13 protein-coding genes are annotated in these 15,087 nt (G+C 64.9%); 4 read left to right on the plus strand and 9 right to left on the minus strand.

The features are described from left to right. Nucleotides 1-87: 87 nt before the first annotated feature. Both OHB21_RS00220 and OHB21_RS00225 read left to right on the plus strand, forming a co-directional pair. Entirely contained in the window at nt 88-1,470 is a 1,383-nt protein-coding gene (locus OHB21_RS00220) for a hypothetical protein (protein WP_328436909.1), read from the plus strand. Between the two features lie 38 nt (nt 1,471-1,508). Then, complete coding sequence (locus OHB21_RS00225) at nt 1,509-2,042, plus strand: flavoprotein (RefSeq protein ID WP_067509241.1); 534 nt, start codon at nt 1,509-1,511, stop codon at nt 2,040-2,042. 401 nt (nt 2,043-2,443) lie between these two features. Here OHB21_RS00225 and OHB21_RS00230 read toward each other — a convergent pair whose 3' ends face one another. Next, entirely contained in the window at nt 2,444-3,742 is a 1,299-nt protein-coding gene (locus OHB21_RS00230; protein WP_328435887.1) for an ATP phosphoribosyltransferase regulatory subunit, read from the minus strand. 71 nt (nt 3,743-3,813) lie between these two features. Here OHB21_RS00230 and OHB21_RS00235 point away from each other — a divergent pair, with 71 nt between their 5' ends. Beyond that, entirely contained in the window at nt 3,814-4,896 is a 1,083-nt protein-coding gene (locus OHB21_RS00235) for a D-alanine--D-alanine ligase (protein ID WP_328436912.1), read from the plus strand. 18 nt (nt 4,897-4,914) lie between these two features. Here the strand turns inward: OHB21_RS00235 and hisS are convergent, their stop codons facing one another. Genes hisS through OHB21_RS00260 form a run of 5 tightly spaced genes read right to left on the minus strand, consistent with a single transcriptional unit; the run spans nt 4,915 to nt 11,676 of the window. After that, nucleotides 4,915-6,420 carry a histidine--tRNA ligase gene (gene hisS / locus OHB21_RS00240; RefSeq protein WP_328435884.1) on the minus strand — a complete coding sequence of 502 codons (1,506 nt, stop codon included), beginning with the start codon at nt 6,418-6,420 and terminating at the stop codon, nt 4,915-4,917. Then, on the minus strand, nt 6,308-7,465 hold the full coding sequence (locus OHB21_RS00245) for a hypothetical protein (RefSeq protein ID WP_113975337.1): 1,158 nt from the start codon (nt 7,463-7,465) through the stop codon (nt 6,308-6,310). The genes hisS and OHB21_RS00245 overlap by 113 nt, the downstream gene beginning before the upstream one ends. Next, a complete protein-coding gene (locus OHB21_RS00250) occupies nt 7,462-8,388 on the minus strand; it encodes a pantoate--beta-alanine ligase (RefSeq protein ID WP_328435881.1) in 927 nt (308 codons plus the stop codon). Before OHB21_RS00250 ends, OHB21_RS00245 begins: the two co-directional genes overlap by 4 nt. Nucleotides 8,389-8,395: 7 nt before the next feature. Beyond that, complete coding sequence (locus OHB21_RS00255) at nt 8,396-10,279, minus strand: B12-binding domain-containing radical SAM protein (RefSeq protein WP_084537631.1); 1,884 nt, start codon at nt 10,277-10,279, stop codon at nt 8,396-8,398. Next, nucleotides 10,276-11,676, minus strand: a complete 1,401-nt coding sequence (locus tag OHB21_RS00260) for a pentapeptide repeat-containing protein (RefSeq protein WP_067509227.1) — start codon at nt 11,674-11,676, stop codon at nt 10,276-10,278. Before OHB21_RS00260 ends, OHB21_RS00255 begins: the two co-directional genes overlap by 4 nt. A gap of 341 nt (nt 11,677-12,017) precedes the next feature. Here OHB21_RS00260 and OHB21_RS00265 point away from each other — a divergent pair, with 341 nt between their 5' ends. Beyond that, complete coding sequence (locus OHB21_RS00265) at nt 12,018-12,968, plus strand: 2-dehydropantoate 2-reductase (protein ID WP_328435878.1); 951 nt, start codon at nt 12,018-12,020, stop codon at nt 12,966-12,968. 643 nt (nt 12,969-13,611) lie between these two features. On the opposite strand, the gene OHB21_RS00270 is transcribed toward OHB21_RS00265, so the two are convergent. Genes OHB21_RS00270 through OHB21_RS00280 form a run of 3 tightly spaced genes read right to left on the minus strand, consistent with a single transcriptional unit; the run spans nt 13,612 to nt 15,052 of the window. Then, the gene (locus OHB21_RS00270; RefSeq protein ID WP_328436918.1) at nt 13,612-14,085 is read right to left on the minus strand and encodes a DUF4254 domain-containing protein; all 474 of its coding nucleotides are present in this window, start codon (nt 14,083-14,085) and stop codon (nt 13,612-13,614) included. Then, nucleotides 14,082-14,594, minus strand: a complete 513-nt coding sequence (locus OHB21_RS00275) for a hypothetical protein (protein ID WP_328435874.1) — start codon at nt 14,592-14,594, stop codon at nt 14,082-14,084. Before OHB21_RS00275 ends, OHB21_RS00270 begins: the two co-directional genes overlap by 4 nt. Next, nucleotides 14,582-15,052, minus strand: a complete 471-nt coding sequence (locus OHB21_RS00280) for a hypothetical protein (RefSeq protein WP_067509221.1) — start codon at nt 15,050-15,052, stop codon at nt 14,582-14,584. Before OHB21_RS00280 ends, OHB21_RS00275 begins: the two co-directional genes overlap by 13 nt. Nucleotides 15,053-15,087: the final 35 nt, after the last annotated feature.

The following is a 15,087-nucleotide window of genomic DNA, read 5'->3' on the forward strand; positions in this document are numbered from 1 at the left end:
GCAGCATCGGGAGGAACGGCACAGTGTGGGTGTAGCGTGGGCGTACCGTAGGCATTTCCCAGTTCAGGAGCGGGAATTAGGGGCCGCATGATACGAGGGCAGGCGTGGACCGGCTTCGAAGCTGCCGTGTTGCAGGAGGCGATGAGGCAACCGGTTCGGCAGTTCGCCACGATGCTTGGCGTCGAGACCACCACGATCAGCAATTGGAGGTCGGGACTGAGCGCGGTCAAACTCCGCGCGCACACCCAATCACTCCTCGACACCGCCTACGCCCAACGAGCCACGCCGGAAGACCGGGAACGTTTCGAACAGCTTGTGGCCGAAGGCGAAGCCGCCTGGCGTGCGCGCCACGCGAAAGGCATGCAGCGCAACAACTCCGGCGCAAGCGTTGAGAACGCGCCGAGCGTTGACCCGGACACGGTGCCTGCTGCGACGCTACCCAAGCCAGCAGCGGCCAGCAGCAACGCCCCACTGGCACAGGTCGACGACTTCGCGGCCTTGGTACCTGACGTCGAAGCCGCGTTCTGGGCCGCAGGAAACGGTCCCGACTCGGGGCCATTGCGCTCGATTTCTACGCTCGTAGCCGCAACCCGGGCGGTCACGCGACTCAACATGGCCGGCGAGTACACCACCCTCGCGCTGCTTGTCGGGCCGTTGATCACCGACCTCTACCGGCACGCCCGTGAAGGCGCGGCCGAAGATCAGCGTGTCGCCTGGGACTTGTTGACTCAGGTCGCGTTCGACGCCTCGGTGGTGATGCGTGCCAGCGGACACATCTCGGTCGCCTGGACCGCCGCGCGAGCCGCCGAAGAGGCTGCACGCACCATCGACAGCGGACCGGGAGCCGCTGCTGCGGCCTTCGTCAGCAGCCAGGTCCAACTTGCGCGACCGGCCTCGGCGAAGGCCGCGCTGCATCACGTCGAACACACGGCCGCTGTCCTGAGTGCGCGAACACGCACGGCCAACGAGGTGCAAACGGTAGGGATGCTGCACCTGCAGGCGGCGCTGGCGACCGCCGCCACCGGCGGCGACCCTCGTGACCACTTGGAACACGCCGCCGAGTACGCGGCACGCCTCGACCGCCCTATCACCGCCGACAGCTCAACCATCGTCGCCAACCCCACGTTCGGCTCATCGAACGTTGCCCTGTGGAAGATGTCCATCGCTATGGAAGCCCAGGAACCAGACGTCGTGCTCGACCTGGCCAAGAAACTCCATCCGCAAACCCTGCCGACCCCGGGCAGAACTGCCCAGTACTGGGTCGAAATCGGACGCGCAGCGGCCTCGATCCGGGCTGATGAAGCCGCCCTCGAAGCCTTCTTGCGCGCGGAAAGCACTGCGCCGGAACACTTCCGGAACACCGATGCCGTGCATGATGCCCTTGCCCAGTTGATGCGGGAAGCCAAGCGTGGCCTCACCGCGGGCAAACTGGGCGAACTCGCCCACCGTGTAGGCGTAGTGGTGGCGTAGCCCACGACGGAGCCCGACGTAACTGCCATGATGGCCTCATGACAGAGCGCACTAGGGTGCTGTATGCCATCGTGACCGGCGCGTCACCCGCCGACACGGTCCGCGAACTGGTCAAACTCGCCCAATCCGACGGCTGGGACGTGTGCGTCGTCGCCTCACCGAACGGCGCCCGATTCCTCGACATCGAACAACTGGAAGCGCAGACGACTCACCCAGTGCGCTGGGAGTTCAAACAGCCAGGAACCGAGGACCTCCTGCCTCCGGCCGACGCAATCATCGCAGCGCCACTGACCACGAACTCGATGGCGAAATGGGCAGCCGGTATCGGTGACACCTTGCCGCTCGCGCTGTTGATCGAAGCCGTCGGTGGCGGACTGCCCGTCGTCGCGATCCCCCACGCTAAACAGGAACAGATGAACTTCCCGGCTGTGCGTGAGGCGCGGGTCCGGCTGGCAGAGTGGGGCGTGCGGTTCGTTCGCATCACCGACGACGGCGACACCGGACCACTCCCCTGGACGCAAGCACTGAGCGTGCTGCGTGAATCGTTAGCCGCTAACCTCCATCGGAACTAGTTGTCGCCTGCCAGGGTGCCTGGCAGCAGCCGACATGAAGGTGCGCGCCTGAAGCCGGGCATGAGCTGCTCGACTGCGGGCGTTCCACGAACAGATCACGGTTTGCGAGTCGACGCGGTCGAAGGCGGCTTCGCTGTAGGACTGGCCTGGCGCTGGGGGTGTACGACGCGGAGCCGCGTCCGGGCAGGTCGTGTCGTTGACAGGTCGGTCAGTCGGAGTCGTTCGGTGACTGTGTCGCTGCTTGCTGCGGTCAGCATGGCCCAGACCATGCCTGTGGGGTCGTGATGGTCGGTGAGGCCGCGGGCGGTGGTCGCGATCACCAGGCCGGGGTCGCCGTGGCCGAGGGCGCGATGTAGGGCGGTGCGTAGCCTCCGCAACACGATCCTCGAACACGTGGGCGCTCACAACCGGATATCTCCTCTCGCTTGTCTCGCGGCCGATGCTTGGCTGGACCGGTTCCAGTCCATGATCCAATCCGCAAGCTCATCGTGCGGAACCCGGCACACCTCGCCGGACCGATCACGGACTCGATATTCAGCCGACTTGGTTTCTTCGGGTCCGATCAGAACTGACAAGGGGATGTTTAGATCTGCGAAGTCACGAAGGTGGCGGCGAAGTGGCAGGGTCAACTCGCAGTCCCACACCGCGATCCCGCGTCCGCGCAGGTTCGCGACGAGATGATGAGCGTGTTCTGTGGACAGGTGGTCAGGGAAGGACAGGATCGCGAGATCCGCGGCTCTGACCGGTTCGGCCGATGAGTCCGTCAGATCGGTGATGCGCTCGAGTCCGGTGACGGCCGCGTATGCCGACGTAGGGAAGCCGAGGAACTTCGAGGCGAAGCTGCTGTAGTTTCCGCCGTCGCCCAGCACGACGCCGTTGTGGCGCACGACGAATGCGAGTCCGTCGTGAAACTCGCTGGCGTGTAGTTCGTTGAGGTCCGTGTCGGCGCGAATCCGTTGGCGACGTAGCTGTTCGACGAGTTGTCGCGCGCAATCGATGCCGGAACGAATCGGCTCGGGAACCGTGGTCGTGTCGTCGTGCGGACGGCGTTGCGCCAGGAGATCGGCGACAGCCACAGCGGCGGGGGGAGCGTTGTCGGCGACGAGCATCGCTTGCCGTTCGTCGACGGGCACGCGTCGCAGTCTGTCCACGTAGTCGCCGACCTGTTCGGGGCGCACGAACATTCGCACCAGATCGAACCAGATCGCGGGGTTACTGATGGTGAAGTCTGCTGCGAGGCTCGATGGCAGGAACGCGGTGACGGTGCTTATGAGTCGGCGCAGTGCGGATATCTGGTTGGCCTGTTCGATGGTGGGTCGGGTGAGTTCCATCAGACCCAGGTGGTGGAAGTATCGGCGAGGTTTGCGTTCGTATCGGAAGACCGGACACCGGTAGCTGAGTCGCTGTTCGGGCAGGCGATGAGTGCCTGCGAATCTCAATAGTGCTGGCAGGCTGTCGGATACGAGGGCCAGTTCGCGTCCTCTGCGGTCGGGAAATCGGTAAATGCGGTCACCGGAGGCATAGTGCCCGGTGGTGAAGGTGTCGGCGAATCCGACCGGAGGAACCTCCACGGCCCGGAACCCGGCGAGAGCGCATTTCTCGAACCAGCGATGTTCCACTCGACGCAGCGCGGCCGTTCGCGTGGAATCGGCGTCGCTGAAGCCGCGAGGGAGATCCGTGTGGCGGGAGGTCACGGTCATCGTCCTGGCTCTCTAATCGGTTCCAGGACAATGTATCTGAGAACGAATGTCGAGATACAGGAGGAAAGTCGATGGGTACGCGGATTGTTGTCGTGTTCGGCGGTGACACGCCAGAACACGAGGTGAGTCTGTCCAGCGCGCGAGCCGTGCTGGACAACGCCGGTGCGATCGGATGGGATGTCCTGCCCGCCGGAGTGACGAAGTCGGGGCGATGGCTGGTAGGTGATGGTGCGCTGGAACGATTATGGCGCCAATCGGATCCGGATCGACTCACCAGAGGGGCGACTCCGCACGATGACATGCCAGGCGGCGGGGGCGATGCGGAGGAGTTCGACGGCCCACCGGACGCAGCCGTCTTCGATGGCTTTCAGCTCGGATTCCCGGTGTCTCACGGGCGGTGGGGTGAGGATGGAACTCTGCAGGGGCTGCTCACCGCCTATGGGCTGACGCTGGTGGGCTGCGGTGCCGCTTCGTCAGCGGTGTGTTTCGACAAGTCACTTGCGAAGGGTGTGCTGTCAGCGGCGGGCCTGCCGACAGCGAAAGGCGTATCCGTCCAGCGGAGTCGATACATGTGCTCTCCGCATTCGGCGATCAAGCACCTTCGTGACGTGGTCGGAGCACCCCCGTGGTTCGTCAAGCCGGTCCGTGGCGGGTCCAGTCTGGGTATTGGTCGAGTGGACTCTGAGGGCGACTTGGCGACGGCGTTGAGGGAAGCGTTTCGTTGGGATTCGGCCGCGCTGGTCGAAGAGGCGATTCCTCATCGGGAATTGGTGGTGGGTGTTGTCGGCGATGCTGGCGGGTCGTCGCTGGTGGTGTCCCCGGCCGGGGAGTGCGTGCCGGTGGGTGATCTGTATACGTACGAGGAGAAGGTGCGCTTGGGCAACCCGCTGTTCGCGTGCCCGGCGCCGATCGATCAGGTCACGGCTGCCGGTGCCCGTGAGTTGGCAGTCGGCGCGTTCACGGCGCTGGGGTGTTCGGTGTTCGCTCGGGTTGATCTGTTCCTCGATGAGCGAACCGGCTCCCTGCTGGTGAACGAGGTGAATACCATCCCGGGGCTGACCGAGGTGAGCGTATTTCCCAAGGTCATGGGTGCCGCGGGATGGGATTACCCGAAGTTGCTGACTGAGCTCGCTCGGCTGGCGGCCGACAAGTAGGTCAGCGTCGAGGTACCGCTACGGGCGTTGCCACGTCGCCGGGTCGGCTGTGACCTGCTCGCCGGTCGCGAGGTCCTTGACTTCATGACGGCCGTCGTCGGTGAACGGCGGCAACCACACGAACGGGATCGCTTTGCGGGAGGCGTAGCGAAGCTGTTTGGCGAGCTTGTCCGCTTGGTGGTACACCTCGGTGTTGTAGCCACGCTGCCGCAGCTGTGCCGCGGTAGCCAGGGCGTCGGCGCGGCGTTCGTCGGAAGGAACGACGACCAGCACGTCGGTCGGGCACTTGCGGGAGGTGTCGAGCATGCCTTCGCTCACCAGCTTGGAGAAGATCCGTGTCAACCCGATAGACATCCCGATCCCGGGGAGAGACCGGTTGACGAAGGATCCGACCAGGTTCTCGTACCGGCCGCCCGAGCAGATGCTGGGATAGGTGGGCCACCCGTCGAACCTTCCCTCGTACACGGTGCCGGTGTAGTAGTCGAGCCCGCGGGCGATGGACAGGTCCGCGACGACGAGGCCTTCAGGTAGGTCAGACAGCGAGTCCAGGACGAATGCCAATTCGTCGAGGCCTTCGACCAGAAGCTCCGACTGCACGCCGAGGGACTTGACCGCGTCGATGATCGAAGCATCGTTGCCGTGGATCGCGGCGAGGTCGAGTACCGCCCCGGCCCGGCGGTCATCCAGACCGATCTTGCCGGTCAGGATCTGGCGAACTCCGTCGGGGCCGACCTTGTCCATCTTGTCGGCTGCTTGGATGACAGCGACCGGGTCGGCGATGTCGAGGCCCTGGTAGAAGCCCTGCAGGATCTTGCGGTTGTTGGTGTAGAGGGTCCACTTCGGCAGGTTCAGCGCCGTCATCGTCTCGATGATGATGCGCGGCAGCTCGGCATCGAAGTGCAGCGGCACCCGGTCGACACCGATGACGTCGATATCGCACTGGGTGAACTCGCGGAAGCGGCCCTCTTGCGGGCGCTCACCCCGCCAGGCGCGCTGGATTTGGTACCGCTTGAACGGGAATACCAGGTCGTTGAGGTTAGCGGCGACGTAGCGGGCGAACGGGACTGTGAGGTCGAAGTGCAGGCCCAGGCGCGCGTCGCTGGAATCGTCGGGATCGGCCTGCAGTCGACGCAGGGTGTAGACCTCCTGGGAGGTCTCGCCCTTGGCTTGCAGGGTCTCCAACGCCTCGACGGATGGGGTCTCCACGGAGGCGAACCCGTAGCGTTCGAACGTGGCCCTGATGGTGTCGAGCCAATGCAGTTCGACCATCCGGACCTCGGGCAACCACTCGGGGAAGCCACTGATCGATCCTGGTTTGACGACCTGCGGACGGCTCACGATATTCCTTCGGCATCGAGGTGGGTCGCGACGCCCGGTTTTGCCGCCGAGCGCCGCGTTGACAAGGAGAATGTTACGGGGCTCCTGTAAAGCGATCTCGGTGGGCGAACACGTCACGCGCTTGTGCGAGGACTGTCGAGTACCAATCGGGCCGATCGGCGATCTCTGTGTGATGGCCGACCGCACGGTTCAGGAACAACGTCTCGAGGGTGTCGACGGGTATCTGCTTGTCGTCGTCGGCTGTCAGCCACACGAACAGGCATTCGCGCCACAGCTCCCAGTTCATCCCGAGTTCCGCCTCGCCGAGGGCGTGTTCGACCAGCTGGTCGCGCAGCGGGGCTGGGAAGCAGTCCAGCTGCGCATTTCGGACGTCCTCGCGCAGCTGGTGGGCGGTCGTGCGGGCAAGCCGCTTGATGTCGGGGTCGCGGGCCGGGACGATGAAGGTGGAGTCGATCGGAGTTTCCGCAGGGCTGGGTGTCCATCGGTCAAGGACCACCTCGCGTGCGATGCGGCGGATGTGGTGACGGACCGACGTGCTGGTCTCGGCGAACTTGCCGCCCATGCGGAACTCGCCGGCGGGGCGCGGCCCGAAGCTTCGGAGAGGGTTGCGGCGGCGCACCTCCAGCCGGGCGGCGGTCCAGTTGTTGGCCACCGCTGTCGAGGCGACGAGCACATGGAATCCGAAGCGAAGGTCGTCGGCTGTCCAGTCGGCTTCGAGTACAGCCCGCACTGCGGATGCGGAAAGTGCGAGGTCGCCACACAGCGGCTCACGAAGGTCGACTCCGGAGGCACCGGCCAAGAGCGGGTAGGTCAGCTGGTAGGTGAGGTCGCCACCGTTCCACGTCGGCGGGCGAAGAGGGTAGACGAAGTCCCGGCCGGTGTGCACGCCACCGATCAAGGCATGGACCCACGTGTAGTCGACTGCTGCCAGGTCGGTGTCGACGATCAGCGTCGCGTCCACGCCCTCGCTGTGAGCGGCCTCGAGGATGGCTTTCCCGTTGGCCCCTTGTCCGGACCAGTACCCTGTCTTGATCACTTTCTTGGGGTAGTGGGTGGGTGTCGAGAGGAAGGCGCCGGTGGTGCCGTCGACCGATGAACTGTCGGCGTTGAGGTGCGTCGCTTCCACCGGGAACGGCAAGGTCCGAAGCGCGGCATCGATATCGCTGACGACCTTGCCGATGGTGTCGGCGCCGTTGAAGCTGGGCAGTCCGATGAGAACCCGCAATGTCATTGAGATTCCTCGGTCTGGGATGACGGGATCGACCGGTCGTGCGAGGTATCGAGCCAAATCACCTCGGGCGAATTTGCCAGTTCCCCACCGGTGCGGATGCACAGGCCGTCGAAGTGGGTCAATGATCCATCGGTGATCGCACAGTGCAGGATGAACGGCAATGCGGCCGAGTCGATGGCGTGGAAGTCCGTGGCGTCGACCAGAGTGAGGTACACGATGTCGAAGGTCGACAAGTGCTCTTCGAGATGTGTGCGGACACCGGCCAAGATTGTCCCGGCATCGGTCGTGCCGGCCAGGATTGCGCGGCGGCCTGCTTCGAGCGCGTGGAACACCGAGCCCACTTCGTTCAGGCGTTCCGGTGGCAGAAACCGCAGTCTCGACGAAATCGGGATTCCCGTTCGGCGGTCCCGCACGCATGGAACGTGGCGAATGTCGCAATCGATCAGCAGATCTGTCACGGCTCGCTCGACGAGGAGGGACTGCTCGATGTCTTTCATCCCGAAATAGCTGGCGGTGGGTCGGCACAGGCTGATCCATCGGATCGCGCCGGTTACCTGTCCTCTGGACGCGTAGTCGAATATCGAACTGTTCAGCCGATGTGCCCGCTCACCCTGGTCGATGAATGTCGAGTACCCGGGGGGATACATCTCCGCGTCGTCGGAAGCGATGACCAACGTTGCGCCGCACCGCTGCGCGAGGTCGATATCGACGTCGAGGTCGTACTGGTAGACGCAGCCCTCGAAGAGCTGGATCTTGTTGGGGTAGATGGTCACGATGGTCTGATCGTTCTCCGCCGCCGATCTCTTGATGAGTTCGCCGTGGGCCGCGTGGAGCGCGCCGAGGGTGTGTATCGATCCCACGGTCGCGCCCGAGCGCCAGAGCTTGCGAAGGATCGGCCGCGCTTCGGAGACGGACCGGACCACCCGTACATCAGTCATGGGAACTCCTCATCGAGACGGCGGGGGTCGCGTCGATCACGTGGCCACGCCATTGTCCGGCGAGGTCGATCGCATCAGCCGCGTGGCGTGCGAACCCCGCACGATGTCGTATTCGGATGGCTGTTGGGGCATCGGGCGGAACCCGGGTCGCGGCTGGCGCACGCAAAAGCTCCGTAGCGACAGCGTGAACATTGAAGGCTGTTAGTAGTAGTTCGGCGTCGGGTGCGCCTTCGGCGAGATCGACTCTGGGGAGCAGGGCGCTGTCGTAGCGAGCGAGTTCGTGGCACGCGGCACGTACTGTCTCGTCCTGGACCATCGAGGACACGAACTCCGCCAGGAGTTGACCTGCGAGGGTTCGATCGGTGACCAGCGCGCGCCGGACCGAACTGCGGACACGCCGATGGAAGTAGCACTCGGCATCGACGTATGAGAATGCGTCGGCCAACTGCCGAGACAACTCGTCGGTTCGACCGGTGAGGAAGGCATGAAACGCTTCGAGCGCTTTGGTTGGCGGCAGACCGGCCCACACTGCGAGTCCACGCATGGTTGTTCGGGCGTAGCCGGTGCCGGTGAGGATCTCGTCGGCCACGAGCAACTTCAAGCCTGCTCGATTGTCCTCGCGCGGCAGCGTGCTGTGTTCGAGCACTCCCTCGTAGTCGGCTGTCGGGTCCGGCCGTAGTGTGACCAGACCGAACAGGTCGCGGTCGGCGTCGTAGGTCGTGTTCGGCAGCACCCATAACGGGTGCACAAGCAGTTTCGGGAACTGCAGGTACAGCTGATCATAGGCGGCTCGGAAATCGTCGAGGGTCTCTCCGGGGAGTCCGAAGATGAGCTCCGCCCCGACATCCCCGCCCGACTCAACGATGTCACGCGCCAACTGGAACATCTCCGGTCTGCCGCGTTCGTCGCGTCCCGCCAGGGTGAGGGCCTGTTGGCTGAGTGTCTGCAGGGCGAGGTAGACGTTGGTGTGCACACCACCGCAGTGCAGGACGTCGACGATCTCGCCGACTCGGCTCGCGTGGTTCTTGGCCCAGTTGACGTGCAACGTGTGCGGAGCGCCGAATCGCTTGTACATCTCGACCACCATTTCGGCGATCTGGACGTCGTGCGGGAGTATTCCGAAGTTCGCGTCGCACAGGAAGATCGCTGGCGCTCCCGCTTCGGCGATTGTCGTCAGCTCCGCGCGCAGCCTGCCCAACTCGGCGATGCACAGTTTCTGGCCCACGGCGGCGCCCCAGAAGCAGAACGCGCAGTGGTAGGGACAGCCCCGGTTGGTTTCCCACAGCACGACATCGGCGTTGGCCAGTTCGGGTGACGGTCGCAGATACGGTGAGGGGATCTCGTCGAACGATCTGGCCCGTGGCCGAGCCGCGCTGGTCACAAGTCCACCGTCGTCGCGATAGGTGATCCCGGCGATGTCGGCGAGCTGCGGTTGCGTGTCGAGTAGCCAGTGGACCAGGTCCACGATCGTCTTCTCGCCTTCGCCGTTGACAACGATGTCGACCTCAGGGACCTGTGACAGCCAGCGCGCGCCTTGATCGGTCACGTGGTTGCCGCCGAGCACGATGGTCGTGTGTGGCAGGAGTTGCCGGAGGGTGGGAATCAGCTGCCGGTAGGTCGTGATGTTCCACCCTTGGCAGGAGAACCCGACGAGGTCGGGGGCTGTGTCTGCGATCTGCTCGGCCATCGCGACCAGGCTCGTCCCCGATAGGTAGGAGCAGATCGTGGTTCTCACGCGGTCGGCGATTTCGGGGTCCGATTCGATGGCCGCCCGCAGATACATCGCCCCGAGTGGGGTATACCGGACCGAACTCTCACCTGAGAGGTCAACCAGACTGACCTTGATCGAGCCTCGGTCGCGATCGGTTGCGATCATGTCGACTTCCGGTTGTCGCTGGCGATCAGGCCGTCGAAGTCGGTGATGAACTTGGCGATTCGGAGACTCTCGGGGTCAACCGAGGCGTCTAGGGCAGCCGAAAGGCCGATACAGCGATCGGCGAACATCAAGCCGAGCGTGCCGGTGACCCGTGCGCTCGTGAAGTCGGTTTTTACGGCACTGGCCCGGAACATGCTCAGCCCGCTCAAGTCGGCGTCGCTGAAAATCGACTGGTTGACCCTGGCGTAGGTGGCGGTGACATGTCGCAGACTCGCACTGGTGAAATCGGCGGCGAGGTACGCCTGTGTCAGGTTTGCCCCGTCCAGGTTGGCATGTGCCATGCACGCTGAGGAGGGCGGGTCGCCGATGAACGAAGCGCGGTACAGGTACGTGCGCTGCAGATCGGCTGCGGTGAAATCGCAGTTGCGAAACGTCGAGTATCGACCGGCGAACCCACTGAGATCGGCACGGGCGAAACTGCATTCGCTCGCTGTCATGCTCTCGCCGGTCGCCTCCGCGAAGTCGGCGTCGCACACGCTGACGTGCTGCCATGACGAATCGGCCAGCGCAGCGCCGACGAAGACCGCCCCGTCCATGCCGACGCGTGACCACCGTCCTCCGGACAGATCGGCACCGCGGAAACTGGCCTCGGCGAGGTGGCTGTCGAGAACGTCGATGCCTGTGGCGTTGAGCGAATCGGCGGTGATCCCCCTGCCTCGGACTGCTGACAGCCGTAGGCTCGGCAGGTGCGCGCCGGAAAGCCTGAGCCCATCCGCGGTGCTGGGACGCTGGATCACCAGCCCTTGTCCTCGTGCTCGAGCCAGGGTTAGCCCACGCACTCCGCTGCGTGTGATGGTGCAATCCCCTACCACGGCCGAGGTCAGGTCCGCGTCGTCCATCCGGCACTCGTTGAAGACCGCGCCACGTAGGTCGGAGCTTCTGGCCTGCGCGGAAGCGAGGTTGCATTGATAGAAGGTCACGCCAGCCAGTTCGGAATGATCCAGCCGTGCTTGGGACATATTGCAGCCGTGGAACAGTGCACCGGTCGCATCGATCAGCCCGCTCAAATCCGCCCGGACGAACACACTCGCCTGCGCGGCGACTGCATGGACGTAGGCTCCACGAAGGACCGCGTCGGTGAAGTTGGTTCTCTCCAGCCCGGCGCATACCAACGAGGCACCTGTTAGATCAGCGGCCGACAGATCGGTGCCGTACAACGCCGTGCGATTCAACGTCGCCTGCCGAAGGTCGAACCCCGAGAGGTCCAGACCGCTCAAATCCACTGCGGTCAAGTCCAGCCCGCGCCCCGACTCCGCTAAGCATGCTTCTGTCAGCTCGCTGACGACTTTCCGCGCGGCGACTGGGTCGTCCGAGCGCGCCGCGGCGATCACCCGCATTACGCGATCATTGTTCCGCGGCGCCTGAGCTTTTGCTGGTGGAGCGTCGCCCACCGACTCGCGCGAACCTTGTACAGCAGTCCCCTGCAACTTGCACCCCTATGCATCCAATGACCTAGCGAGTGTGCCGAATCAAATGGCCCCTACAGCAATACCTTTCACGGCTTGCTTCACGGGACATCCTACGCGCGAGCGGCATCGACCGCCGAGGTTCTCAAAGTTGCGCAATAGGCCCGGATCCGTTGTGGATCTGCCGAAATGGGGAGCTGAGTCGACTCCCTGAGCTCAGAGGGCCGGTATCATCGGACCCGCGTGCGTGGCGCGCGGGACGGAGTGGTGCTGTGGTGCACATTGTTGTGATCGGGGCTGGCGGCGTGGGCGGCTACTTCGCTGCGTTGCTGTCAGAGCACGGACACGAGGTCACTGTGGTTGCCCGTGGCGAAACTCTCGAAGCGATCGGCAGATCGGGCATTCGAATCGAAGAGGCCGGCCATGCCCGAGTCGTCAGACCGGCTCGGGTGGTCAACTCCCACGACGAGACGCCGACCGCAGATATCGTGCTGGTGTGTGTCAAGTCGTGGCAAGTGACCGCAGCTGCGAAGGCGATCCGCCCGGTGGTATCAGCGCACACCATGGTCATACCGGTACAGAACGGTGTTGACGCAGCAGCTCGCCTGACTCACGTACTCGGCGCCGACCGTGTCGTCGCAGGAGTGTGCACTGTGTTCGCCCGGCGCACGACGCCCACCACGATCGAACGCTTGGGAGATCCGCCATCACTGCGTATCGGCAGCTTGCCTGGCGCCGCGTCGCAGATGAGCCGACTCGAAACCACCGCGTCAATGCTGGCGGACGCGGGCATCGCGTCCACAGTCTCCGTCGACATCTGGCGGGACTTGTGGCGCAAGCTGATCTTCATCTCTTCCTTCGGCGGAGTGTGCGCACTGGCCAACGCCACTGCCGGTGTCATCCGTGATCAGCCCCGAACGCGCGCACTGTTCCACGCGGCGGTGCATGAGGCAGCCGCTGTTGCCCGCGCGGCCTCGACGAAAATCACCCCCGCCGACGTCGATGACGCGGTGTCACGGCTCGACTACTCCGATCCGCGTTCCACCGCGTCCATGATGCGAGATCTCGCCGCAGGCAAACCATCGGAGTTGTACGAGCAGACCGGCGCGATCGTCCACTACGGAGAATGGCTCAACGTTCCCACACCGACCCATTCCGTAGTCTACGGCGCGCTGTTACCCCGCGAACTGCGAGCACGCGGCGATCAGCATGAGCCAGACTGAACACCACCCTCCTCGCGAAGGTAACAACCTCAGGCTGGCAGCGTTCTGATCCGGTCAACCTCTCCTGGCACATCAGCCGTGCCTCGACGTACTGGCACGCGAACACCGGCACGGCGGGCTCGTCCGCGCCGATGATCACGTCGAGGAACCCGGCCACGTCCCACGGCTCAACGCCCTGGTCGACTTCGGTGATAGCCGGGGCGGGGGTGTCGCGCGTGGGGTCATCGGGAGATGCCCTCCTTCTCAGGATCTCGGATGTGCGGCTGAGTGTTCGTGGTGGCGACGACGCGCACGCCGCTACGCCCGACCGCCGCTGGTAGGCCAGGGTGGTGGGTGTCGTCGGGGACGAGGACGACCCAGATCTCGGGTTGGCGGTCCACCCGCCGCGCGAGCCGCGGCCTGCGTCTGCGACAGCAGATCGCAGGGCTCGGAGCGGTCGAGGTAGAGCCCGCCCCAACCGGTAGCCGAGCACCTCAGCCCGGTGGCGCATCGCCACACCGAGGCCCTTGACAGCTGTGGGGTCGAGGGCGGGGAGGCGGATGTAGCCGACCGCGACCGGTTCGAGCAGGATCGCAGGAGTCGCTGGCTTGCGTTGTGGGAGTGTGATTCTCATGGCCGATCGTGATCCTGTGAACGGTGAGCGTTAGGCGCTGGCGAGCAGTGTTGGCGTGGTGGGCAGTCGGTAGGTTCGCCGGTCCAGGCCGGTGACGAGATCGTTGTAGGCGTCGACCAGGACGGCCAGCTGGTGCCAGGCGCCGTGGACGCGGGTGTCGTCGGCGGGGTAGGTCATGAGCAGCCGCCACGCGCGGACTTGGGTCGCGGCGATCCGGTCCACCAGTACACCCACCGTCTCCGGATACACCCGTGCGGCCCGGTGCGGGCTGGGGAGTCGAGGCTGCAGCCACCTGTCGATCGCCTGAATGACACGGGCTCTGCGGGAACGGGTTTCGTGTTCTGCCGGGTGGTCGAGCAGACGGGTGTGCAGGATGCCGAGTTCATGCGCCCACCCGGTGATGGGGTGCGGGCCGATGTGCTGGCCTCGGATCGCGGCGAGCAGGCCATCCTGGCCCGGCCACGCCAGATCTTCCCCGCGGCCGGGCGAGGACCATGCGGTCACGGCAGCCTCACCTCCCTATTCGGAATGAGTGGGAGTGCTTGGTAAGAAGCAGATTTCGCCGCGTTCAGGATCTGGTCGCTGGGCGGCAATACCATTACACCCGAACCCGTGCCGGTGTTCGTGTTGGGGGCGCGGCGTGGTGCGGTGATCCAGTACCAGCCGGTGTGGGACGAGGTGGGCAGCGGCACCCGGCTGTCCGGAGCCAGCGTGATGACACCGCGCTCGGCCAGGGACCGCGCGGTGAGTTCCCCGATCACCACGCGGCTGGGCCGGACCAGAAACCGCCACTGCCGACGCCGGGGATGCCCGAGTACTGCTGCGGTGGGCAGGTGTCGGGAGACCAGCCGCCCGACTGGTTCGGGCATCTCCACCACACCGAGACGGTCGCTGGTCAGCACCGACAGGTTCACGTCGTTCTGGTCCACCGGAAGCCCGAGTCGCTCACGGTAGACGTAGGCGACCTCGTGCGGGGTGACACAAGAACCGATGAATCCGCTCATCTCGGGCACGGCGTCCCCCTCCGGCTCGCCAACGCCATCCGCACCGATTCGAGCACCACCATCCCCGAGGGCCGGAAAGTGCTGCATGGTGCGGTGATCCACGCCCGCACCTGTGCGCCCCTGTCGGTGGGTGAGGGCAGCACGATCTCGTGACCGCGTCGCAGCACCTGCACGCCGAACCGCCGCAGCTGGGCGATATCCGGTACTTCCCGCAGCGGGATGTCCGAGCGGACCAGCATCGTCCACGTGTGGCTGCGTGGGTGGGAGATGATCGGTCCGCCATCGCGCTGGCGGCGCTCCAGATCCAGTTTCACCGCGTGCCCGACATCGGCGGGCATCGAGATCGCCCACACCAAGTTCGTCGTGAAGCTGATCCGCCCGGTCCCATCCCGAACCGCAGCAGGCAGACCGCAGACGGTGCGGTAGTAGCGGCACCGCGAGACCGGGGTGTCGCTGGTGCCGGTCATGACGGCCACCCAGTTCCGGTGGAGCAATCCATGGA

The sequence above is a fragment of the Nocardia puris genome (genome assembly GCF_036051655.1).
Lineage (GTDB): Bacteria > Actinomycetota > Actinomycetes > Mycobacteriales > Mycobacteriaceae > Nocardia > Nocardia puris.

Excerpts from the sequence above, each read along its gene's own strand:
- OHB21_RS00220 (WP_328436909.1), top strand. The coding sequence starts at position 88 with ATGATACGAGGGCAGGCGTGGACCGGCTTCGAAGCTGCCGTGTTGCAG.
- OHB21_RS00225 (WP_067509241.1), top strand. The coding sequence starts at position 1,509 with ATGACAGAGCGCACTAGGGTGCTGTATGCCATCGTGACCGGCGCGTCA.
- OHB21_RS00230 (WP_328435887.1), bottom strand. The coding sequence starts at position 3,742 with ATGACCGTGACCTCCCGCCACACGGATCTCCCTCGCGGCTTCAGCGAC.
- OHB21_RS00235 (WP_328436912.1), top strand. The coding sequence starts at position 3,814 with ATGGGTACGCGGATTGTTGTCGTGTTCGGCGGTGACACGCCAGAACAC.
- OHB21_RS00245 (WP_113975337.1), bottom strand. The coding sequence starts at position 7,465 with ATGACATTGCGGGTTCTCATCGGACTGCCCAGCTTCAACGGCGCCGAC.
- OHB21_RS00255 (WP_084537631.1), bottom strand. The coding sequence starts at position 10,279 with ATGATCGCAACCGATCGCGACCGAGGCTCGATCAAGGTCAGTCTGGTT.
- OHB21_RS00260 (WP_067509227.1), bottom strand. The coding sequence starts at position 11,676 with ATGCGGGTGATCGCCGCGGCGCGCTCGGACGACCCAGTCGCCGCGCGG.
- OHB21_RS00280 (WP_067509221.1), bottom strand. The coding sequence starts at position 15,052 with ATGACCGGCACCAGCGACACCCCGGTCTCGCGGTGCCGCTACTACCGC.